At 67.2% G+C, this 20,531-nt stretch carries 22 protein-coding genes and 1 tRNA gene; 16 read left to right on the forward strand and 7 right to left on the reverse strand.

What is annotated here, in order from left to right; translation table 11 throughout:
- Positions 1–51: 51 nt before the first annotated feature.
- Together XINFAN_RS19210 and XINFAN_RS19215 are read right to left on the reverse strand one after the other, a co-directional pair.
- The gene (locus XINFAN_RS19210) at positions 52–393 is read right to left on the reverse strand and encodes a hypothetical protein (protein ID WP_124088479.1); all 342 of its coding nucleotides are present in this window, start codon (positions 391–393) and stop codon (positions 52–54) included.
- Between the two features lie 185 nt (positions 394–578).
- A tRNA-Gln gene (locus tag XINFAN_RS19215) sits at positions 579–653 on the reverse strand.
- Positions 654–728: 75 nt separating this feature from the next.
- Between XINFAN_RS19215 and XINFAN_RS19220 the strand changes: the two genes are divergently transcribed.
- Positions 729–1,922 (forward strand): BaiN/RdsA family NAD(P)/FAD-dependent oxidoreductase, encoded by a 1,194-nt coding sequence (locus XINFAN_RS19220; RefSeq protein WP_124088480.1) that lies wholly within the window; start codon positions 729–731, stop codon positions 1,920–1,922.
- Between the two features lie 355 nt (positions 1,923–2,277).
- On the opposite strand, the gene kdsA is transcribed toward XINFAN_RS19220, so the two are convergent.
- The 4 genes from kdsA to XINFAN_RS19240 form a co-directional block, all read right to left on the reverse strand.
- Complete coding sequence (gene kdsA, locus XINFAN_RS19225) at positions 2,278–3,108, reverse strand: 3-deoxy-8-phosphooctulonate synthase (protein ID WP_124088481.1); 831 nt, start codon at positions 3,106–3,108, stop codon at positions 2,278–2,280.
- Between the two features lie 24 nt (positions 3,109–3,132).
- The gene (locus XINFAN_RS19230; RefSeq protein WP_233352389.1) at positions 3,133–4,728 is read right to left on the reverse strand and encodes a capsule biosynthesis protein; all 1,596 of its coding nucleotides are present in this window, start codon (positions 4,726–4,728) and stop codon (positions 3,133–3,135) included.
- 97 nt (positions 4,729–4,825) lie between these two features.
- Positions 4,826–5,476 (reverse strand): ABC transporter ATP-binding protein, encoded by a 651-nt coding sequence (locus XINFAN_RS19235; RefSeq protein ID WP_124088483.1) that lies wholly within the window; start codon positions 5,474–5,476, stop codon positions 4,826–4,828.
- Between the two features lie 212 nt (positions 5,477–5,688).
- Positions 5,689–6,921, reverse strand: a complete 1,233-nt coding sequence (locus tag XINFAN_RS19240; protein WP_124088484.1) for a Na+/H+ antiporter NhaA — start codon at positions 6,919–6,921, stop codon at positions 5,689–5,691.
- A 312-nt stretch (positions 6,922–7,233) separates the two neighbouring features.
- Between XINFAN_RS19240 and XINFAN_RS19245 the strand changes: the two genes are divergently transcribed.
- The 5 genes from XINFAN_RS19245 to XINFAN_RS19265 all read left to right on the forward strand — a co-directional run bounded on the left by XINFAN_RS19245 (position 7,234) and on the right by XINFAN_RS19265 (position 10,371).
- Complete coding sequence (locus tag XINFAN_RS19245) at positions 7,234–7,830, forward strand: uracil-DNA glycosylase family protein (RefSeq protein ID WP_124088485.1); 597 nt, start codon at positions 7,234–7,236, stop codon at positions 7,828–7,830.
- On the forward strand, positions 7,827–8,618 hold the full coding sequence (locus tag XINFAN_RS19250; protein WP_124088486.1) for an SseB family protein: 792 nt from the start codon (positions 7,827–7,829) through the stop codon (positions 8,616–8,618). The genes XINFAN_RS19245 and XINFAN_RS19250 overlap by 4 nt, the downstream gene beginning before the upstream one ends.
- 151 nt (positions 8,619–8,769) lie before the next feature.
- Positions 8,770–9,234 carry a 50S ribosomal protein L13 gene (rplM, locus tag XINFAN_RS19255; protein ID WP_124088487.1) on the forward strand — a complete coding sequence of 155 codons (465 nt, stop codon included), beginning with the start codon at positions 8,770–8,772 and terminating at the stop codon, positions 9,232–9,234.
- 5 nt (positions 9,235–9,239) lie between these two features.
- Positions 9,240–9,728, forward strand: coding sequence for a 30S ribosomal protein S9 (gene rpsI / locus XINFAN_RS19260; protein ID WP_124088488.1), 489 nt, complete (start codon positions 9,240–9,242; stop codon positions 9,726–9,728).
- 112 nt (positions 9,729–9,840) lie between these two features.
- Entirely contained in the window at positions 9,841–10,371 is a 531-nt protein-coding gene (locus tag XINFAN_RS19265) for a hypothetical protein (protein WP_124088489.1), read from the forward strand.
- Between the two features lie 58 nt (positions 10,372–10,429).
- Here the strand turns inward: XINFAN_RS19265 and XINFAN_RS22040 are convergent, their stop codons facing one another.
- Positions 10,430–10,594: a DUF1127 domain-containing protein gene (locus tag XINFAN_RS22040; RefSeq protein WP_233352390.1), complete on the reverse strand. Its 165-nt coding sequence runs from the start codon at positions 10,592–10,594 to the stop codon at positions 10,430–10,432.
- A gap of 142 nt (positions 10,595–10,736) precedes the next feature.
- Here XINFAN_RS22040 and XINFAN_RS19275 point away from each other — a divergent pair, with 142 nt between their 5' ends.
- The 10 genes from XINFAN_RS19275 to XINFAN_RS19320 all read left to right on the forward strand — a co-directional run.
- The gene (locus XINFAN_RS19275) at positions 10,737–12,140 is read left to right on the forward strand and encodes an aminotransferase-like domain-containing protein (protein ID WP_124088491.1); all 1,404 of its coding nucleotides are present in this window, start codon (positions 10,737–10,739) and stop codon (positions 12,138–12,140) included.
- Positions 12,141–12,251: 111 nt separating this feature from the next.
- Entirely contained in the window at positions 12,252–12,509 is a 258-nt protein-coding gene (locus tag XINFAN_RS19280; protein WP_124088492.1) for a hypothetical protein, read from the forward strand.
- 113 nt (positions 12,510–12,622) lie between these two features.
- Positions 12,623–13,561, forward strand: a complete 939-nt coding sequence (locus XINFAN_RS19285) for an ABC transporter permease (RefSeq protein WP_124088493.1) — start codon at positions 12,623–12,625, stop codon at positions 13,559–13,561.
- Positions 13,558–14,367 carry an ABC transporter permease gene (locus tag XINFAN_RS19290; RefSeq protein ID WP_124088494.1) on the forward strand — a complete coding sequence of 270 codons (810 nt, stop codon included), beginning with the start codon at positions 13,558–13,560 and terminating at the stop codon, positions 14,365–14,367. Before XINFAN_RS19285 ends, XINFAN_RS19290 begins: the two co-directional genes overlap by 4 nt.
- A gap of 23 nt (positions 14,368–14,390) precedes the next feature.
- Positions 14,391–15,467, forward strand: a complete 1,077-nt coding sequence (locus XINFAN_RS19295; protein WP_199286471.1) for an ABC transporter ATP-binding protein — start codon at positions 14,391–14,393, stop codon at positions 15,465–15,467.
- Between the two features lie 289 nt (positions 15,468–15,756).
- Positions 15,757–17,499 (forward strand): arginine--tRNA ligase, encoded by a 1,743-nt coding sequence (gene argS / locus XINFAN_RS19300; protein ID WP_124088496.1) that lies wholly within the window; start codon positions 15,757–15,759, stop codon positions 17,497–17,499.
- 73 nt (positions 17,500–17,572) lie between these two features.
- Complete coding sequence (locus XINFAN_RS19305) at positions 17,573–18,484, forward strand: SPOR domain-containing protein (protein WP_124088497.1); 912 nt, start codon at positions 17,573–17,575, stop codon at positions 18,482–18,484.
- On the forward strand, positions 18,481–19,509 hold the full coding sequence (gene nagZ / locus XINFAN_RS19310; RefSeq protein WP_124088498.1) for a beta-N-acetylhexosaminidase: 1,029 nt from the start codon (positions 18,481–18,483) through the stop codon (positions 19,507–19,509). The genes XINFAN_RS19305 and nagZ overlap by 4 nt, the downstream gene beginning before the upstream one ends.
- Positions 19,506–20,330, forward strand: a complete 825-nt coding sequence (locus XINFAN_RS19315; RefSeq protein WP_124088499.1) for a segregation and condensation protein A — start codon at positions 19,506–19,508, stop codon at positions 20,328–20,330. Before nagZ ends, XINFAN_RS19315 begins: the two co-directional genes overlap by 4 nt.
- Positions 20,327–20,531 (forward strand): SMC-Scp complex subunit ScpB (locus XINFAN_RS19320; protein ID WP_199286469.1); only part of this gene is annotated, 205 nt, incomplete at its 3' end. The genes XINFAN_RS19315 and XINFAN_RS19320, both read left to right, overlap by 4 nt.

A 20,531-nucleotide genomic window follows, 5' to 3' on the forward strand; every position in this document is an offset into this window, starting at 1 on the left:
TTCCTGCGTTTCCGCATTCCTGATCTCCTCGTCATTGGAGACCAGCAAACGTCAGATCGTAGCTTCCGTCACTGTCCGATTTCCGGGGAGTAGCTCACTGAGAAAGAGTTGCCTTGCCGTCAGAATTGCCGCTGGGTTCCCGCAGCCCCGCAGCCCCGCAGCCCCGCAGCCCCGCAGCCCCGCAGAAAGCTCGTCTAGTATCTGGGAAAATACTTCGGGCCTGCTTGATGCCCGCGACTCTTCTACGTTGAGCCAGGAATAGACGAAGGTCACTCCTTTCTCGGTCATGAATCTCAGGATTGCGAGCAGATCATCGCGCTCTGGGCTGCCGGGTTGCAACCTGCTGATTATGCATTGATCGAGATAGACGGGCAGCCTGATTTCGTTTGGCATCTGGTCTGGCTCCGTGCGATCCGCGATCAGCCTAACACCCGGTTCCTGCTGCTGAAATAGGCATGGCCCGTGGGGCATCCCTTGGGGCATTCCTCCTCCACTGCCCCACCCTCGCAACAGCCCAACCCCTTGCCAACGCTCGGTTTCCCGCTTGCGGCTGGTCTTCTCAACTGTCACAGGAAGATTGGCTGGGGCGCCAGGATTCGAACCTGGGAATGGCGGTACCAAAAACCGCTGCCTTACCACTTGGCGACGCCCCAACCGTGAGGCGGTGTTTAGCGAAGCTCCCCGGAGGCTGCAAGGGGGGTGTGCAGGAAAAATGACAGGAGTTTTCGATGCCTGGAGGCGGGTCAGGGGCCTGGGATGCGATCGTCGTCGGCGCAGGTGCCGCGGGGATGTTCGCGGCCATCGAGGCGGGGCGGCGCGGGCGGCGGGGGCTGCTGATCGACCATGCCGCGAAGCCTGGCGAGAAGATCCGCATCTCGGGCGGCGGGCGCTGCAATTTCACCAATACCGGCATTTCGGCCGATAACTATCTGGGGAAGAACCCGCGTTTCGCGCTTTCGGCGCTGAAGCGGTTCACGCAATGGGACATCGCCGGGGCGCTCTCGGGCGCGGGGATAGCCTGGCATGAAAAGACGCTCGGCCAGCTGTTTTGCGACGGCTCGGCCAGGCAGGTGGTGGACTGGCTGACCGCAGAGATGCGTGCGGCGGGGGTGGAGTTGTGGCTCTCCTGCGAGCCGGGCGAGGTGACGCGGGGGGCGGAAGGTTTCGCGCTGACGACCTCGCGGGGGATCCAGCGCAGCCGGGCTCTGGTGGTGGCGAGCGGCGGCAAGTCGATCCCGAAGATGGGGGCCTCGGGCTGGGGCTACAGGGTGGCGGCGGATTTCGGCATTCCGGTGACCGGGACCCGGCCCGCGCTGGTGCCGCTGACCTTCGCTGAACAGGAACTGGCCTGGATCCGGCCGCTGGCGGGGGTGTCGCTGCCGGTCCGGGTGTCCTGCGGCGGCCAGGCGTTCGACGAGGCGATGCTGTTCACCCATCGCGGTCTGTCGGGGCCGGCGGTGTTGCAGATTTCAAGCTATTGGCGCGAGGGCCAGGCGATTTCGGTCGATCTTCTGCCGCAGGGCGGCGCGGCGGAGGTGCTGCGCGGGGCGAAGCGGCGGATGGGCCGCTCGGGCCTGGCCGCCGCGCTGGCGGAGCTGATGCCAGAGCGGCTGGCGCGGCATCTGGCCGAGGCGCATGGCAAGGGTCAGCCGCTGGCGGAGATGTCCGGCGCGGTGCTGGATTCGGTGGCGGGCTCCCTGGGCGACTGGCGGCTGACGCCCGTGGGCAGCGAGGGCTACCGCACCGCCGAAGTCACGCTGGGCGGCGTGGACACCGATGCGCTGGACGCCCGCACGATGGAGGCGAAAGCGGTGCCCGGACTTCATTTCGTGGGTGAGGTTGTGGACATAACCGGCTGGCTTGGCGGGTATAATTTCCAATGGGCCTGGTCGAGCGGATGGGCCGCAGGGCAGGTGCTGTGAGCGCAATCGAGACCATGCAGATGGCTCTGCACGGATCGGGGCCGGGTTCGGATTGCCTCGGGGACGGATACCCGGACAGGAGGGCCTGGCTTCCGCGCCGGCCGCCTGTAGCCGGCCGGCGGATGCCTCCGGCAGGGGTATTTGGATCAGGGTGAAAGAGGCTTTGCGGGATGTGCTTGCCGGGGCGGCCCCTCGTTGAGCGCGGGTTGCGCGCGCCCCGGGCTCTGCGCGGGGATATGCAGGGAAGGGTGAAAGCCGCAGGCGTTTGCCGCTCTTTGGGCGTTTGAGCCGGTCGGCGGGCATGACGAGGGGGCCTGCCCGGCCGATGCGACCGGGTGGGGGCACCCGAAAGGCGTCAGACCCGCAGCGGGTCGGCTTTCGCCAGCCGGTCGAAAGCCATCAGGCTCTGGATCAGCGCGGGCATCTTGTCGAGCGGGATCATGTTCGGCCCGTCGGAGGGTGCGTTGTCGGGATCTTCATGGGTCTCGATGAACACCCCCGCGATGCCGAGGCTGACGGCGGCGCGCGCCATCACCGGGGCGAATTCGCGCTGGCCGCCGGAACTGCCGCCCTGGCCGCCGGGCTGTTGCACCGAATGGGTGGCGTCCATGATCACCGGCCAGCCGGTGCGCGCCATGACCGGCAGCCCTCGCATGTCGGTCACCAGGGTGTTGTAGCCGAAGCTCACGCCGCGCTCGGTCAAGAGGATCCGCTCGTTGCCGGTCGAGGCGACCTTGGCGGCGACATTCTCCATATCCCAGGGCGCGAGGAACTGGCCCTTCTTGATATTGACCGCGGCGCCGCTGTTGCCCGCCGCCAGCAGCAGGTCGGTCTGGCGCGACAGGAAGGCCGGGATCTGGATCACATCGGCGACCTGGGCGGCCGCGCGGGCCTGGTCCTCGGAATGCACGTCGGTCAGCACCGGCATCCCCATCTCGCGGATCGCGCCGAGGATCTTCAGCCCTTCGTCCATTCCCAGCCCGCGCCGTCCGGCAAGCGAGGTGCGGTTGGCCTTGTCGTAGCTGGCCTTGAACACATATTGTGCCCCCGCCGCGCGGCAGGCCTCGGCCATGCGCCCGGCGATCATCTGCGCGTGATCGAGGCTTTCCAGCTGGCAGGGCCCCGCGATCACCACGAGCGGGCAGTCGTTCCCGACGCTGAGCGCCCCGATCCTGACGGTTTTCATTCTGTTCACTCCGGTCGTCTCAGTTCAGGACGAGACCTGTTCGCGCAGAATCGCCACCGTCATCGAGATCATCAGATAGATCCCCAGCATGATCAGCATGGTCACCAGCGTATTCTCGAACACCCGGGGATAGGTTGGCTCGTCCGGCGGCACCGGCGAAACCGAGGTCGAAAGATAGCGCGTCTGGCGGTTGGCCTCGATCCGCGAGTTTTCCATCGCCTGCAAGGATTGCGCAAGCATCATCTGCCGGGTTTCCACATCGGCCTGGGCGACCAGAAGCTGGCCCTGGATCTGCGCCAGCGAATTGCCGCCCTCTCCGCCCTCGGTCAGCCGCTTGCGCAGGCTGGCGATCTCGGCTTCCAGCGTGGCGACGCGGCGTTTGACCGGCTCCAGCCGGGCGGTGTTCGGGGTGGCATTGGCCTCGATCTGGGCCAGCGCCAGCCGTTCCTGGATCAGCTGGCCCTCAAGCGTGCTGATCTGCGTGGTCAGCAGCGTCAGCTCGGTCTCGGAGGACAGGACCTTGAACTGCTCCTGCAGCGCGATCACCTTCTGCTGGGCTGCGATCACCGCGGCCTCGGCCTCGGTATAGCTTTCGCGCGCGCCGCGCATCGTATCGGCGCGCAGACGCTGGGTCAGGTGATCGACCTGTTCCTCAGCGTAAGAGATCAGTTGCTGCGACCAGCGCACCGACAGATCGGCATCGGGGGCGATCACCTCCATGCGGATGATCCCCTCGGACGGGTCGTAAGAGATCAGGATATGCCGCTTGTAGAGCTTGTAGGCGTCTTCCAGCGAGGCGGTTTCGGGCAGGCGCATGATCGGGTCGATCGCGTCGCCCTTGAAATGGTCGCGGAAGCCCACGTCCTTTTCCAGCCGCAGCATCGCCTCGCGCGATTGCAGATAGCCCTGGACCGCGATCGAATCCTGCGAGGTGGCGAGCGAGGTGCCCTGCAACAGCCCGCCCATCCCCGCCGCGGACATCGGCGATTCGGCCATCTGCACCGCGAATTCCGATTTGGTGCCGAATTGCCGGGTGGCGACCGAGGAGAAATACCAGCCTGCGATGATCGTCGGCAGCAGCACGAAGACGAACATCCGCGCGAAGAGAAGCGCCAGCTTGTGGCGACGGCGGCGGGCGATCTCCTGCTGCATGCGCAGGATTTCGGTGGCGTGGCTGACCTCGGCGCGCTGCTCGGTCGAGGGGACCTGGATCGGCTTCATGGTCTGGGGCAGTTTCACCCCGTCCCCGGGCAGGGGCGTCAGCGCCCGGCCCGGCTCGGCGGGGGGCTGCCCGCCGCCGCCATTCGCTGCGGTGCGGGGCGCGGGTCCGTCTGCGGGTTCGGCCGCCACCAGATCCAGCATGGAGCCGCGCTGGAACGGGTCGATCCCGGCATCGCGCAGCAGCCGCACCGCATCGTAATCCGAGATGGCGGGCAGGTTGTGGCGTTGCGCCAGCCTGCGCGCGGTGCGCAGCTGGCGCCCGGTCAGCCCCTCTTTGCGGATCGCTTCAAGCTGCGCCTCGGCCGGGGCCTCGGAGCCGGACACCGGCGCCGTCCCTGCTGCGGCGGCGGTGGGAAAGGGCTGATCGCCGAAACCATCCTCGTGATTGTCGAACAGCATCTCTGCCGCCTGATCCTGTCCGCCGGCTGCGCGCTGCGCGGGCCGGGGCGCGGGCGGGGCAGGGGAAACGGGGCGGCGGATGTGGAAACGCGCAGCCTTAAGCATAGTCATAGAGACGCTTCGCTTCTTCGAGAGTGTCGAACATATAGAGCTGGCCGTTTCTGAGCACCGCCGCCTGGCGGCAGAATTTCTCCAGTGTCTGCGGCGAATGCGAGACGATGACAACCGTCGCGTTCTTCAGCCGCTCGCGCAGGATGCCGCCCGCCTTGCGGTTGAACTCGACATCGCCGGTCGAGGGCATGCCCTCGTCGATCAGATAGATGTCGAATTCCAGCGCCAGCAGCAGCGCGAAGCTGAAGCGCGAGCGCATCCCCGAGGAATAGGTCGCCACCGGCATCTGGAAATATTCGCCCAGATCGCAGACCCAGCGACAGAAACTTTCCACGTAATCGGGATCAAGCCCGTAGAGCCGGGCGATGTAGCGGCTGTTTTCCAGCGCCGACATCTTGCCCGAGACGCCGCCCATGAAGCCCAGCGGGAAAGAGACGCGGCAGGTCTTGGTGATGCGGCCCTCGTCGGGCTTTTCCAGCCCGGCCATCATCTGGATCAGGGTGGTCTTGCCGGTGCCGTTCGGCGCGAGGATCCCGAGCGAGCGGCCGACCTCGACCCGGAACGAGGCGCGGTCGAGAATGACCTTGCGCCTTGTCCCGGTCCAGAAAGATTTGGAAACGCTGTCGAATTCGATCATTCTGCCCATCTCGGCGAAGAGCGCGCCGCCTGTCTCCGTCTTCCCGGTTTCCGCGGCGTTCTGCGCCGGGTCTGACGCTTTGCCATCCTGCGCGGTCCCATTCGCGTCAGGTCGGGATAGCATCACATTCTGGCTGCATTATGTCTGAGCGCAGGGGGGGATGACAATCTTTCTGAAGCCTGGCGCACCGTTTCGTGTGCGCGGGCGGCGCCTCAGCCCCCGCCGGGGCCGGGCCGCACCCGCCCGGTCAGCCGCGAGATCAGCACCGCGAGCGGCCCCGCGATCAGGCTGAGCGCCAGCCCCATCCGCGCCGCCTCGCGCATCATGCCGCCGGGCACGCTGGCCTCGATCGCCACCGCGGGCACGGTGAAGCCCATCGACAAGAGCATCACCGCCAGCCCCAGATCGCGTTTGCGCAGGCCGCGCGGCAGGCGGCTGCCGAAGGCCGCGGCCAGCGCCAGGACCACGAGGATCATCCCGAGCGGCCGCCCGATCCACAGGCTGCCCAGCATCACCAGCGTCGTCGGCGCGAAAGCCGCAAGATCGACGCCGCCGCGGATCAGGCCGAACAGGAACAAGACCACCGTCACCGGCCGCACGAGGAAGCGGATCAGCCGGTTCAGCGGGTCGTACAGGAAGCCCTCGGCCTCGGCGAACAGGCCGAAGCTGCGGTCGGCATGAGCCACCGCCGGGATCAGCGGCAGAAGGCCGAGCGAGGCCGGCATCCCGGCGGCGGCGGTGCCGAACCAGCAAAGCCCGCCCGCGACCAGATAGGGCCAGAGCGCCTGGCCAGCGCGCCGCTCGCGCTCGGTCGCGCCCGGGGCCGGGCGGCGGCCGAAGAGGTGATGGACGATCAGTACCGTCGCCAGCGGCAGCAGGAGCCACAAGAGGCGGATCGAGAGATTGGGGTTGCTGAGGCCCAGAATCAGCAGCGCGAAGATGTCGGTGGCGATGGCCAGCAGCATCACCAGATGGAGCGCCGGGCGGCGGCCGAAGACCGCGCGGCCGAACAGCCAGACCAGCAGCGTGTCGCTGCCCAGAGGCGCGGCCCATCCGCCGCCGGGAACCGCCTCTTCCGCGGTCTCGATCAGCGCGGAAAGCACCAGCCAGCCCAGAGCCGCGCCGGTCAGCCCGCCGAGGGTCATCCCCATCGGCAACAGCGCCCGCCGCCCCGAGAGCGCGCCGCGCTCCAGCACCATCGCCTCCCACAACTCCTTACCGATGAAGAAGAAAAACAACGCCATCAGAATGTCGGTGACGATCAGATAGGGCGTCAGACTGACCGATCCGGCCCAGATCCAGCCCGGCAGCACCAGATCGGCGATGCGCCATTCGATGAAATCGTAATAGCTCGCGGGCGAAAGGTTGACCCAGAGCGTGGCGAGAACCGCCCCCGACAGAAGCGCAAGGGCGAAATCCCGGACATAGGGCGAGATACGATACATCGGGCGGGCCTTGGGCGAAGCGGGGCGGTTCCCTCCGGCTTAGCCCCCGGGGCGGGCGCGGGCAATCCGGCGGGGCGATGATTGTGAGGCTGTTGCAGCGAGGCCCTTCTGCCGGAGGGCGGCGCGGGCGGCAGCGGCGGATGCCTCCGGCGGGGGTATTTGGATCAGGATGAAAGCGGCAGGGACTTTCTCCTGATGCAGATAGCCGAAAGCCGCGGGCGGCAGGGCGTGCGGAGAGTGTTTTCGTCAGGAGGACGAGGGTGCGGCAGGGGTGTGCTGGATAACGGCTGGCGGGGCTCCTATCTTCCGGCCATGGATCTTGTCGACGAAATCCGTGCCTGCCGGCTTTGCGCGCCGCGCTTTGCTCTGACCGCGACCGCGCATCAGCCGCGCCCGGTGGTCTGGTTCCGCCCCGGCGCGGGCGGGCCGCGGCTGCTGATCGTGGGCCAGGCGCCGGGCGCGCGGGTTCATGCCTCGGGCCGGCCGTTCACCGATCCCTCCGGCGACCGGCTCAGGGCCTGGACCGGGCTGAGCGAGGCGGAGTTCTATGATCTGTCGCGCGTCGCCGTGGTGCCGATGGCCTTCTGTTTTCCGGGCTATGATGCCAAAGGCTCGGACCTGCCGCCGCCCGCGGTCTGCGCGCGCACCTGGCGCGGGCGGGTGAGCGAGAGCCTGACGGAGGTGCGGCTCACTTTGCTGGTGGGGGGCGCCGCGATGCGCTGGTATCTCGGCGCGGGGAATGTCACCGAAACCGTCGCCGCCTGGTGTGCGCATCTGGCGGCGGGCTTCTTCCCCTTGCCCCATCCGTCCTGGCGCAATACGGGATGGCTGAAGCGCAATCCCTGGTTTGAAACCGACCTCTTGCCGGAACTGCGCGCCCGGATCCGCGAACTGCTGGAGACTCCATGAGCGACGTTCTGACCCTTCTGGATGCGGCCCATGCCGCCGTCTCGGCCGATCCCGCCAGCGAGACCGCCCGGCTGCGCTTTTACGAACGGCTGGCCGATGGCGAGCTGTTCCTGCTGCTGGAGCGCGAGGCCGTGGGGGAGAAGCTGGACCCGAAGGTCTTCGATCTGGAAAGCGGCCCGGTGGTGCTGGTGTTCGACCGCGAGGAGCGGCTGGCGGAGTTTTCCGGCGGGATCGCGCCCTGGGCCGCGTTGCCCGGGCGGGTGATTGCGGGGCTGCTGAAAGGGCAGGGGATCGGGCTGGGGGTGAACCTTGGCGTTGCGCCCTCGGCGATGCTGTTGCCGCCCGAGGCGATGGACTGGCTGGCCGAGACCCTGGAGGGCGAGCCGGACGAGGCCGTCGCGAGCCCGGGCGAGTTCTTCGCCCCTTCGGCCCCGGGGGCGCTGATCGCGGCGCTCGACGGCAAGCTCGCGCGGGCTGGCGGGCTGGCGGGGGCGGCTTTCCTTGCCGGTGTGCGCTGGCAGGACGGCAGGCGCGGGCATCTGCTGGCCTTCACCGGCGCGGCGGAAGGCGCGCAGGCCGCACTCGCGCGGGCGGTGCGCGAGGCGCTGGTGTTCTCGGGCATCGAGGCGGGCGAGCTGGACGTGGCGTTCCTCTCCCCCGACGACAAGAGCCTCGCGGCGCTGGCCCGCGTCGCCTTGCGCTTCGATCTGCCGGAGCCCGAGGCGCCAGCGGTGCTGCGGCCCGTGGCGCCGGGCAGCGATCCCGACAAGCCGCCGCGGCTGCGCTGATGGGGTATCATTAAACCCCATCATGTATCTTCTTGATTTTCATTGTTTAATTATTGACCTCTGCTCTTGACCGCTGCGGGAGATTGCGCGATAAGCCCGCATCCGAATTCGCGGGGGCTGTCCTCCGCCCGAATCCCTGATGGAACCACCGATGAAAACCTTCACCGCAACTCCGGCGGACATCGAGAAGAAGTGGATCCTGATCGACGCCGAGGGCGTCGTTCTGGGCCGCCTCGCCACGATCGTCGCCAATATCCTGCGCGGCAAGAACAAGCCGACCTTCACGCCGCACATGGACATGGGCGACAATGTGATCGTCATCAATGCCGACAAGGTGCAGCTGACCGGCAACAAGCGTGAAGACAAGCGCTACTACTGGCACACCGGCCATCCGGGCGGCATCAAGTCGCGCACCGTGCGCGAAGTGCTGGAAGGCAACCACCCCGAGCGCGTGGTGACCAAGGCCGTCGAGCGCATGATCACCCGCAACCGCCTCGGCCGCCAGCAGATGACCAATCTGCGCGTCTATGCCGGCACCGAGCATCCCCATGAAGCGCAGCAGCCGACCGTCCTCGACGTGAAAGTGCTGAACAAGAAGAACACCCGGAGCGCGTAATCCCGATGGCCGATATCAAGTCTCTCGACGATCTCAAGGCCGCCGTGGGCACCGCCGCCCCGGCCGCTGCCGCTGAAGCCGCGCCCCGCGCCCCGGTGCGCGACAAGCTGGGCCGCTCTTATGCGACCGGCAAGCGCAAGGATGCGGTCGCCCGCGTCTGGGTCAAGCCCGGCTCGGGCAAGGTCACCGTCAACGGCAAGGAACTGAACGCCTATTTCGCGCGTCCGGTGCTTCAGATGATCCTGAAACAGCCGTTCCAGGTCGCCAATGTGGAAGGCCAGTTCGACGTTTACGCCACCGTGGCGGGCGGCGGGCTGTCGGGCCAGGCCGGTGCGGTCAAGCATGGCATCTCGAAGGCGCTCCAGCTTTACGAACCGGCCCTGCGCGGCGCGCTGAAAGCCGCGGGCTTCCTGACCCGCGACTCGCGCGTGGTCGAGCGGAAGAAATACGGCAAGGCCAAAGCCCGCCGTTCGTTCCAGTTCTCGAAGCGCTGATCCGCTTTACAATCTTACGGCAAGCGCGGGCCCTCGGGTCCGCGCTTTGCTTTTGGCCGCTGCGACAGCGCGCGGCCTTGTGTGCCGGCGGGCGAGGGGGCATTGCGGGACGATGGGCCTGATCGACGATTTCCTTCCCGAATTTCAGTTTCGCGAGATCCACAGCCGCCGGATCCGCGCCGCTGCGGCGCCGGTCATGGCGGCGGTCGCCGGCTACCGGCCCGAAAGCGATCCGCTCTTCCGCGCCGCCATTGCTTTGCGCGAACTGCCGCTGCGTCTGACGCGCCGCCGCCGTCCGCCCTTCGGGCTGGACGATTTCACCCTGCTGGGTCGCGAGGGCGACCGCGAGCTGGTTTACGGTCTTGCCGGACGGTTCTGGCAGGCGGATTACGGGCTGATCGCGATCACGGATGCCGCCGCCTGGCGGGACTGTGTGGCCGGGGGCGCGGCGCGGCTGGCGCTCGGCTTCAGGATCGCGCCCTCGGGGACGGGCGGGGTGGAGCTGTTTACGGAAACCCGGATTATCTGCCACGACCGTCGGGCTTTGCGCCGCTTGCGGCCCTATTGGTATCTGATCCGCCCGGTCAGCGGTCTGATCCGCCGCCGTATCCTGTCGGCCATCGCCCGCCGGGCGGCAGGATAAAAAAGAGGGGCCGGACGCGCCGGCCCCAGGCTCAGGGGAGCAGTGCCGTCCGGGGCGCTCAGGCCCGCCAGAACGGCTTTTCGATCTCGGTCGTGCAGTCCGGCCGGGTCAGGCCGATGTCCTGCAACAGATGGTCATCGAGGCGCGAAAGCGCCTTGCGCGAGCGGTAGCGGTCCATCCAGCCTGCCACACCCCGGCCGGGCGCCAGCAGCAGGCGGGCCACCGCAGAGCGCCCCGGGGTCCGGGCCGCGGAATGTGATGGAATGACGGCCTGTTGCATCGCTCTCGCCTTGTATTGATACAATCGCGCAATTCTGTTACGATGAAGAATACAATGCCACAATAACAGAAGCCAGAGCAACATTGTGCCTGATACAAGCTGGCGGCCGGATCTTGCCGCTTTCAGCGGTCCGAAATATCTGGGGCTGAGCCGGGCCCTGCGCGAGGCGATCCGTGCGGGCGAACTGGCCCCGGGCAGCCGGCTTCCCACCGTGCGCGATCTGGCCTGGCGGCTGTCTCTGACGCCGGGCACTGTGGCGCGGGCCTATCAGCTCGCCACGCAGGAGGGACTGCTGGAGGCCACGGTGGGCCGCGGCACATTCGTCGCCGCCAGCCATCCGCGCCTTGGCCCGACACAGCCGCTTTATACCGACCGGATACAATCCGGCACCAACGGTTTCGTCGATCTGCGCCCGCCCCAGGTGCCCGAGGCCGGCCAGACGGAAGCCTTCCGCGAGGCGCTCATGATCCTCGCGGGGCAGACCGGCGGGAACTGGCTCGACTATACCAGCCAGGCCGGCGAGGAGCGGCTGCGCGCGGAAGTGCTGCGCTGGCTGGGCGACCGCATCCTCGGCCCGGCCACGGTTCAGGATGTGATGCTGACCCATGGCGGCCAGAATGCGGTGAGCCTCGTGTTTGATTGCTGCCTGCGCGGCGACCGGCCGGTGGTGCTGCTGGAGGAACTGGCCTATCCGGGCTTTCGCTATTCGGCGCGCTCGGCCCGGGCCGAGGTGGTCGCGGTCGAGATCGACGAACATGGCATCGTTCCGGCGGCGCTGGAACACGCCTGCCGCCGCCACGGGCCGCAGGTTCTGTGCCTGACCACCGAGGCGCAGAACCCGACCACCGGCCGGATGCCGGTCGAGCGGCGGCTGAAGATCGCCGAAATCGCCCGGCACTACGACCTCCAGGTGCTGGAGGACGATTGCTATTCGGTGGCCGAAAGCGAGATCCCCAGCCTGCGCGCACTGGCGCCCGAGCGGGTCTGGCTGGTCGGCGGCGTGTCGAAAACCATCTCGGCGGCGCTGCGTTTCGGCTTCGTGATCTGCCCGGCGGGGATGGGCGAGGCCGGGCGGCTGGCGGCGCAATACGCATTCTTCGCGCTCTCGCGCCCGGTGGCCGATCTGATGCTGCATCTGTTCACCTCGGGCGCGGCCGCGGACATCCGCGCCCGCGTCCAGGCCGAATTCGCCCGCCGCATCCAGGTGCTGGTGAACCGGCTGGGCGGTTTCGATCTGGCCTGGCAGCCGGGCGTGCCCTTCGCCTGGCTGAACCTGCCGATGGGCTGGCGGGCGTCGTCCTTCACCCGCATGGCCGAGGCCGAGGGGGTGCTTTTGCGCTCGGCCGACGAATATGCGCTGGTGGGCGGGCGGGCGCCCAATGCGGTGCGCCTTGCCGTGGCCGGCAATATCGCGATGGCGGAATTCGAGACCGCGCTCGACCGCCTTGCCCGGCTGCTTGCGCGCCCGCCCTCGGCGCTCGGGGTCTGAGCGGGTGTGGCCGCGCGGACTCGCCCGCGGGCTTTCGCGGCGGGCCAGGATTGACGCGAGGGGGTGCTGCCTGTTCCCTGGGGGAAAGAGCAGCAACAACGAGATCTCGAAATGGGACAGCAGACTTCTTTCCATGCGCCGCATGGCGGGGCGGACTTTCTGGGCTGGCGCAGGCGCGGCGATGCGGTCGAGGTGATCTATGACGACGGCGTGGCGCGGCATATGGTCTGGCGGGTCGAGGGCCGCGACGCTTTCGAGCACCGGCTGTCGGACGCGCTGAAAGTCGCCGTCGGCCAGCGCCGGATCCTGCCCGCGCTTTATGATGAGCTGAAAAAGCGCGCCATTGTGTTTGAGATGGTCAGAGGCTGAGCGGAACGATATTTTTGTGGTGGCGCCAGGGCCGCGCCAGAAATAAACGCTTGCCAGAAGTCTGCGGCACCGGCAGAATTTGATCAAATAATGACCAGCACCGCGGGGAGGCAATGGCGCAATCGAAATCCTCTGAGGCGCGGACGGGATGGCTTCTGATCTCGCCGCCCGCGCTGGTGACGCTGCTTTTGCTGGCGGCGCCGCTCGCCACGGTTCTGGTCTATTCGGTGCTGACCGGCTCGCGCGGCGCGGTCAGCCTGCCGTTCTCGGCGGAAAACTATTACAACATCTTCCGCAGCTCCGACGGCAATATCCTCGATCTGATCTTTTCCGGCGAATGGGGGGCGATTCCGGCGGCGCTGACCAAGGCGCCCTATCTCCTGGTGGCGGGACGGGCCTTGTTCGTGGCGCTGCTGGTGACGCTGGCCACGGTGGTTCTGGCCTATCCGATCGCCTATTTCGTCAGCTTCCACGTCCAGCCCTCGAAGAAGGCGCTCTGGCTGTTTCTGATCACCATCCCGTTCTGGACCAGCTACATCATCCGCGTCGCGCTCTGGCGCACCATCCTCGGCTATGACGGGATCGTCGATTCCTCGCTGATGGGGCTGGGGCTGATGGACGGCCAGCTCAACATCCTGTCCTACGGCGTGACCTCGATCATCATCACGCTGGCGCATGCCTATGCGCCTTTCGCAGTGCTGCCGGTCTTCGTCAGCCTGGAAAAGGTGGACCGCTCGCTGCTGGAGGCGGGCCAGGACCTGGGCGAGTCGAAATTCCGCACCTTCCTGCGCGTCACGCTGCCCCTGTCGATGCCCGGCGTGATCGCGGCGGTGCTGATCGTCTTCATCCCCACCGTGGGCGATTACGTCACGCCCGAGCTGATCGGCGGCGGCAAGGTGCCGATGATCTCGAATTTCGTCGAGGTCGAGCTCTTGAAACGGCGCAACTTCGCCATGGGTTCGGCGCTGGCGGCCAGCGCGATGATCGTGGTCGCGGTGATCAGCCTGATCTTCATCCTGATGAACCGCCGCTTCCTCGGAGGCCGCAAATGAACCGCGCGCCCGGTCTGAAAACCTATGCGGTGATCTATCTGCTGTTCCTTTACGGCCCGATCCTGATCCTGCCGCTGTTCGCCTTCAACGACGCCTCTATCGTGGCCTTCCCGCTGGCCGGGTTCACCACGAAATGGTTCGCCGAGATGTGGGCCGACCCGAACCTGTGGAAGGCGCTGAAGAACAGTCTGATCATCGCGCTCTCCACCGCCACGCTCTCGACCGTGCTGGGGATCTTCGCCGCGCGTTCTTCGGTGCGCTACAAATGGCCGGGGAAGCCCGTGGTGATGGGCTTCATCATGCTGCCGCTCGTGCTGCCCGAGATGATCGTCGCCATGTCGCTGCTGATCGTGCTGCTCGGGATCGGGATCAACCTGTCGATCTTCACGGTGATCATGGGCCATGTGCTGATGTGCACGCCTTTCGCGGTGGCGATCCTGACCTCGGCCTTCCAGTCGCTGGATCGTTCGCTGGAGGAAGCCGCGCTGGATCTGGGCGAGTCTGCGGCCTCGACCTTCCGGCTGATCATCCTGCCCCTGGTGATGCCGGGGATCCTGTCCTCGTTCCTGATCACCTTCACCATCTCGATTGACGAATTCATCGTCGCGAATTTCCTCGGCTCGGGCCAGCCGATCCTGTCCGTCTACATCTTCGGGCAGTTCCGCTTCCCGGCCAAAGTCCCCTCGATGCTGGCGCTCGGCACCATCCTTGTCGGCGTGTCGGTCGTGCTTCTCGCAATCGCCGAATATTTCCGCCGCCGCGGCATCGCCCGGACCGGCGGCAAGGATACCGGAGGCTTCCTGTGACCTTTTCCCCCGACCGCCCGACGATGATCGAATTCCGGGACGTTCACAAATATTACGGCGATTACCACGCTTTGCGCGGGATCAACGGCACGATCCGGGCGGGCGAGTTCTTCTCGCTGCTCGGCCCTTCGGGCTGCGGCAAGACCACGCTTCTGCGCACCATCGCCGGGTTCGAGGGGATCGACAATGGCGCGGTGCTGATCGACGGCAAGGATATGGCGAAGGTGCCCGCCAACGCCCGGCCCACCAATATGGTGTTCCAGAGCTATGCGATCTTCCCGCATATGTCGGTGGCCGAGAATGTGGGTTTCGGCCTGCGCCGCGATCCGCGTTCCAGAACCGAAAAGGCCGCCGCGGTGGAAGAGGCGCTGGAAATGGTGGGCCTCAAGGGCTACGGCGCCCGCGCGGCCCATGCGCTTTCGGGCGGCCAGCGCCAGCGGGTGGCGCTTGCGCGCGCGCTGATCCTCAAGCCGAAGGTGCTGCTGCTCGACGAGCCTTTGTCCGCGCTCGACAAGAAGATGCGCGAGCATATGCAGGTCGAACTGATCAAGCTGCAACGCCAGGTCGGCATCACCTTCATCCTGGTCACCCACGACCAGGAAGAGGCGCTGGTGATGTCCGACCGGATCGCGGTGATGTTCGAGGGCCAGATCGCGCAGCTTGCCGATCCCGAAACGCTCTACCGCCGCCCGAATGGCCGCAAGGTCGCCGATTTCATCGGCACGATGAATTTCATCCCCTGCCAGATCCTCTCCGAGACCGGCGGCAGGATCGAGGTCGAGGCGAAGGGCCTTGGCCGGGTGATGCTGGACGAGGATCAGGTGCCGCCCGCCCGCGGCGAGGGCGAGCCGGTCGTCGGCCTGCGTCCCGAGACGCTGACCATGCTTTACCCCGGCCAGGAGCCGCAGGAGCGCGCGGTGGCGGGCAGGATCGACGAGGTGATCTATTTCGGCGACATGACCTATTACGACGTGTTCATCGGCGGCACCGATGTCGAGGTGCGGCTTTCCATGCGCAACGTGCCGGGGCGCCCGGTGCTGGATGTCGGCACTGAAGTCCAGCTCGCCTGGAGCCCCTCGGCGCTGGTGCTGTTCCGGTAAGAGGTCCGCTCCCTGGCGGGAGCGGATGCCTCCGGCGGGGATATTTAAGGACAGAAAATGATCCATGATCCGCATCTGCTCATTTTCAGTCTGAAAATATCCCGGATCGTCCATCGGTTTCGCCATTGGTTCGGGAAGCCGATGGACGGCGGGCCGCAAGCGCGAGGGGGCCGGGCCCCGTTTTCTTTGCAGGCGGACGGCCATCGCCGGAGGCCTTGCGTGATGCGCCTCGCTTGACCTGGCTGGCCGGCTCTGGCAATGCCGGGGCGTCAGGACAGGATTTGATCAGATGAACCTCTTTGCGGATATCCGCGGTGCGGTGACGGATGCTCTGGGCCGGATGGCGGCCGGGGGGCTGCTGCCCGCAGGTCTGGACCTCTCGGCCGTTTCGGTCGAGCCGCCGCGCGATGCGGCCCATGGCGACATGGCGACCAATGCGGCGATGGTGCTGGCGAAGCCCGCCGGAATGGCCCCGCGCGACATCGCCACGGCGCTGGCGGCGCAACTGATGGAAGATCCGCGCATTGAGGGCGCCGATGTGGCCGGGCCGGGGTTCCTCAACCTGCGGCTTGCGGCCCCGGTCTGGCAGGGGCTGGTCGATGCCGTGCTGGAGGCGGGCACAGGCTTCGGACGTTCGCAGATCGGCAGGGGCGAGAGGGTCAATATCGAATTCGTCTCGGCCAATCCGACCGGGCCGATGCATGTCGGCCATGTCCGCGGCGCGGTGGTGGGCGACGCGCTTTCCAATCTGCTGGCTTTCGCCGGCTGGGATGTCACCCGCGAATATTACATCAACGATGGCGGCGCGCAGGTCGATGTGCTGGCGCGCTCGGCCTATGAGCGTTACCGCGAGGCGAACGGGCTGGAGCCCGCGATCCGCGAGGGGCTTTATCCGGGCGACTATCTGATCCCGGTGGGCGAGGCGCTGAAAGAGAAATACGGCGCCGGCCTGATCGACCAGCCCGAGGAAGTCTGGCTCGCCGATGTGCGCGAATTCGCCACCGGCATGATGATGCAGATGATCCGCGAGGATCTGGCGGCGCTCGGCGTGAAGATGGATGTCTATTCCAGCGAGAAGGCGCTTTACGGCACCGGCCAGATCGAGGCGGCGATCGAGGAATTGCGCGCCGCCGGCCTGATCTATGAGGGCGTGCTGGAGCCCCCCAAGGGCAAGACCCCCGAGGACTGGGAGCCGCGCGAGCAGACCCTGTTCCGCTCGACAGCGCATGGCGACGACGTGGACCGGCCGGTGAAGAAATCCGACGGCTCCTGGACCTATTTCGCGCCCGATATCGCCTATCACTACAACAAGGTGAAACGCGGTTTCGATCAGCTGATCGACATTTTCGGCGCCGATCACGGTGGCTATGTCAAGCGGATGAAGGCCGCCGTCGCGGCGCTGTCCGGCGGGCGGGTACCGCTCGACATCAAGCTGATCCAGCTGGTGAAGCTGTGGAAGAACGGCGAGCCGTTCAAGATGTCGAAACGCGCGGGCACTTTCGTGACGCTGCGCGATGTGGTGGAGGAAGCGGGCGCCGATGTGACCCGTTTCATCATGCTGACCCGCAAGAACGACGTGGCGCTGGATTTCGACTTCGCGAAAGTGCTGGAGCAGTCGAAGGACAATCCGGTCTTTTACGTGCAATATGCCAATGCCCGGGTGAATTCGGTCCTGCGCAAGGCGCGCGAGGCCGGGATCGCTGTTGACGACGGTGACCTGCGCGCCGCCGATCACGCGGCGCTGGCCCATCCGGCGGAAATCGCGCTTCTGAAAAAGATCGCCGAATGGCCGCGTCTGGTGGAGATCGCCGCGAAGAACAACGAGCCGCACCGGGTGGCCTTCTACCTCTATGAGCTGGCCTCCGAACTCCACGCTTTGTGGAATCGCGGCAATGACGAGACCGAATTGCGCTTCGTTCAGGCCGATCCGGCGCTTTCCCAGGCGAAAATCGCGCTTGCGCGCGCCACGGGCGTTGTCATTTGCGCCGGTCTTGCTATCCTTGGCGTCACTCCGGTCGAAGAAATGCGCTGATCAACGGCGCCGGGCCGGATGCGAAAGGGCGCAGCAATAAGCGCTTTGGAACGAGCAGGCGCAAAGGTCAGGCATGGCAGATGCTGATTATGACGGGTTCGATGCCTGGAGAGCCTCCCAGGCCGCGGAAGCGGGGCGGGGCGGTTATCAGGCGGTGTCGCGCGGTCAGAAAATCGTCAATATCGCCGGGGCGGCGGGATCGGTCGCTCTGGTCGTAAGCCTCGGCTGGTGGGGCTGGGAGCTCGCCGTGCGCGATATGCGCGGCGTGCCGGTCGTGCGCGCGATGGAAGGGCCGATGCGGATCGCCCCGGAAAACCCCGGGGGCGCGGTGGTCGATCACCAGGGGCTGGCGGTCAATGACGTGGCGGCGCGCGACGGGGCGGCGCCCTCGGATCGCGTCGTGCTGGCGCCCGCGCCGGTCGAACTGACGCTTGAGGATGTGCCGGGCCTCTCTACCGATCTGCCGCCGGTGACGGGCGATGCCGCCGCCGGGCCTGCTGCGCTGGCGCTGCCCGAACCCGCCGCAGCCGCGCCGCTCAGCCAGGACGATGCCGTCGCGCTGGCGCTGGCCGAGGCGCTTGGCGAGGTCGCGCTACCGCCGGATCTGCCGCCCGGCGCGATGGCGAAATCGCCGCGCCCGAAACCCCGTCCCGGCGTGATGCCCGCGAATATCACCACGACCGGATCGGTGGCACCCGCGCCCCCTGTCGGGATCGACCCGGCCACGCTGGCCCCCGGCACGCGCCTCGTGCAGTTCGGCGCTTTCGACAGCGGCGATCAGGCAAAGGCGGAATGGACGAAGATCGCCGCCCGGCTCGGCCCGCTGATGGCGGGCAAGGCCATGGTGATCCAGGCGGCGGAAAGCGGCGGCCATACCTTCTGGCGCCTGCGCGGCCACGGTTTCGAGAACGAGGACGACGCGCGCCGCTTCTGCTCGGCCGCGCTGGCCGAAGGGGTGAACTGCATCCCGGTGACGCACAGATGAGTTCAGACGCGGCCCCTGTCGGCCGGGGGGCGGCGATCTTCGGTCTCGCCGGGCCCGATCTTGCGCCGCAGGAACGCGATTTCTTCCGCGATTGCGATCCGTTCGGCTTCATCCTGTTCGCGCGGAACGTCGCGGACCCCGATCAGTTGCGCCGCCTGACCGCGGATCTGCGCGAGGCGGTGGGGCGCGAGGCGCCGATCCTGATCGACCAGGAAGGTGGCCGCGTGCAGCGGCTGCGCGCGCCGCACTGGCGCGAATGGCAGCCGCCGCTCGACCTGATCGCCCGGCTGGAGCCCGACGCGGCCGCGCGCGTGATGGAGCTTCAGGCCCGGATCATCGCGGCCGAGTTGCGCGCCGTGGGGATCGACGCGAATTGCGCTCCGGTCGCCGATGTGGCGCGCCCCGAGACCCATCCTTTCCTGAAGAACCGCTGTTACGGCACCGGCCCCGAGGCGGTGGCGCGCATCGCCCGCGCGGTCTCGGACGGCTATCTGGCGGGCGGTGTGCTGCCGGTGGTCAAACATCTGCCCGGTCACGGCAGGGCGGTGACGGATTCGCATCTGGATCTGCCCACGGTCCGCGCCTCGCGCCAGGAGCTGAACGAGGTGGATTTCTGGCCGTTCCGCGCGCTGGCCGATCTGCCGATGGCGATGACCGCGCATATCGTCTTTACCGCGCTCGACGCGCAGGCCCCCGCGACGCAAAGCCCGGAGATGATCCGGGTGATCCGCGAGGAAATCGGCTTCCACGGCCTTCTGATGACCGACGATCTGAACATGGAGGCGCTGTCGGGCAGTTTGGCCGCGCGCACAGTGGCCTCGCTGGCGGCGGGCTGCGATATCGCGCTGCATTGCAAGGGCGATTTCGCGCAGATGCAGGAGGTGGCGACCGCCGCGGGCGAGATGGGCGAGGGTGCCTGCGCCCGCGCCGCCCATGCGCTGGCGCAGCGCCGCGCGCCGGGGGCGGTTGACACCGGGGCACTGGAGGCGGAATTTCAGGCCCTGACCGAAGGCGCCGGGAGATGAGCGAGACGCAACTGCCCCTTGCCGAGGACTGGTCGCTGCCCGAACGGCTCGACCCGACGGCCCGGCTTGCGGCCGAGGCGCTGATCGTCGATGTCGAGGGGTTCGAGGGGCCGCTCGACCTGCTGCTGACGCTCTCGCGCACCCAGAAGGTGGATCTGCGGCGGATCTCGGTCCTGCAACTGGCCGAGCAATATCTGGGCTTCGTCAACCGCGCGGCGAAACTGCGGATCGAGCTTGCCGCCGATTATCTGGTGATGGCGGCCTGGCTCGCCTTTCTGAAATCGCGCCTCCTGCTGCCGCCCGAGCCCGGCGAGGAAGGCCCGAGCGCCGAGGAACTCGCCGCGCATCTGGCGTTCCAGCTCGAACGGCTCCAGGCGATGCGCGAGGCCGCCGCCCGGCTGATGGCGCGCGATCAGAAGGGCCGCGATTTCTTCGTGCGTGGCCAGCCCGAGACCATGAGCCTGCACCGCAAGGTGACCTGGGACGCGAGCCTGCTGGATCTGATGCGCGCCTATGCACGGATCAGGACGCGCGAGGATTTCCGCCCCTTCGTGCTGGATCGCGAACATGTGTTCACAATGGAGCAGGCGCTCGACCGGATGCGCGGGCTGATCGGCTATGCCGGGGACTGGGCCGATCTGTCGACCTTCCTGCCCGAGGGCTGGAACGCCACGCCGATGGCGCGGCGCTCGGTCACCGCCGCGCATTTCGCCGCTGTGCTGGAAATGGCCAAACGCGGCCAGCTGGTGCTGCGCCAGGACGAGACTTTCGCCCCGATCCGGATCCGCCGCGCCGAGAGCCGGTCAGAGGGCCAGTCATGAGCCGCGACGCGCCCGGGGAAAGCCTGTTCGACGCCCCGCCGATGGGCGAGCAGGAGCGCATGATCGAGGCGATCCTCTTCGCCGCGACCGAGCCGGTCAGCGTGGCGGAACTGGAGAAACGCCTGCCGCATGGATCCGACCCCGCCGAGGCGCTGGTTTACCTGCGCAAACGCTATGAGGGGCGGGGGGTGAACCTCGTCC

The sequence above is a fragment of the Pseudogemmobacter humi genome (assembly GCF_900609055.1).
Lineage (GTDB): Bacteria > Pseudomonadota > Alphaproteobacteria > Rhodobacterales > Rhodobacteraceae > Pseudogemmobacter > Pseudogemmobacter humi.

Coding starts and splice junctions, on each gene's coding strand:
- XINFAN_RS19210 (WP_124088479.1), bottom strand. CDS start 393: ATGCCAAACGAAATCAGGCTGCCCGTCTATCTCGATCAATGCATAATC.
- XINFAN_RS19220 (WP_124088480.1), top strand. CDS start 729: ATGCCTGGAGGCGGGTCAGGGGCCTGGGATGCGATCGTCGTCGGCGCA.
- kdsA (WP_124088481.1), bottom strand. CDS start 3,108: ATGAAAACCGTCAGGATCGGGGCGCTCAGCGTCGGGAACGACTGCCCG.
- XINFAN_RS19230 (WP_233352389.1), bottom strand. CDS start 4,728: ATGCTGTTCGACAATCACGAGGATGGTTTCGGCGATCAGCCCTTTCCC.
- XINFAN_RS19235 (WP_124088483.1), bottom strand. CDS start 5,476: ATGATCGAATTCGACAGCGTTTCCAAATCTTTCTGGACCGGGACAAGG.
- XINFAN_RS19240 (WP_124088484.1), bottom strand. CDS start 6,921: ATGTATCGTATCTCGCCCTATGTCCGGGATTTCGCCCTTGCGCTTCTG.
- XINFAN_RS19245 (WP_124088485.1), top strand. CDS start 7,234: ATGGATCTTGTCGACGAAATCCGTGCCTGCCGGCTTTGCGCGCCGCGC.
- XINFAN_RS19250 (WP_124088486.1), top strand. CDS start 7,827: ATGAGCGACGTTCTGACCCTTCTGGATGCGGCCCATGCCGCCGTCTCG.
- rplM (WP_124088487.1), top strand. CDS start 8,770: ATGAAAACCTTCACCGCAACTCCGGCGGACATCGAGAAGAAGTGGATC.
- rpsI (WP_124088488.1), top strand. CDS start 9,240: ATGGCCGATATCAAGTCTCTCGACGATCTCAAGGCCGCCGTGGGCACC.
- XINFAN_RS19265 (WP_124088489.1), top strand. CDS start 9,841: ATGGGCCTGATCGACGATTTCCTTCCCGAATTTCAGTTTCGCGAGATC.
- XINFAN_RS19280 (WP_124088492.1), top strand. CDS start 12,252: ATGGGACAGCAGACTTCTTTCCATGCGCCGCATGGCGGGGCGGACTTT.
- XINFAN_RS19285 (WP_124088493.1), top strand. CDS start 12,623: ATGGCGCAATCGAAATCCTCTGAGGCGCGGACGGGATGGCTTCTGATC.
- XINFAN_RS19290 (WP_124088494.1), top strand. CDS start 13,558: ATGAACCGCGCGCCCGGTCTGAAAACCTATGCGGTGATCTATCTGCTG.
- XINFAN_RS19295 (WP_199286471.1), top strand. CDS start 14,391: ATGATCGAATTCCGGGACGTTCACAAATATTACGGCGATTACCACGCT.
- argS (WP_124088496.1), top strand. CDS start 15,757: ATGAACCTCTTTGCGGATATCCGCGGTGCGGTGACGGATGCTCTGGGC.
- XINFAN_RS19305 (WP_124088497.1), top strand. CDS start 17,573: ATGGCAGATGCTGATTATGACGGGTTCGATGCCTGGAGAGCCTCCCAG.
- nagZ (WP_124088498.1), top strand. CDS start 18,481: ATGAGTTCAGACGCGGCCCCTGTCGGCCGGGGGGCGGCGATCTTCGGT.
- XINFAN_RS19315 (WP_124088499.1), top strand. CDS start 19,506: ATGAGCGAGACGCAACTGCCCCTTGCCGAGGACTGGTCGCTGCCCGAA.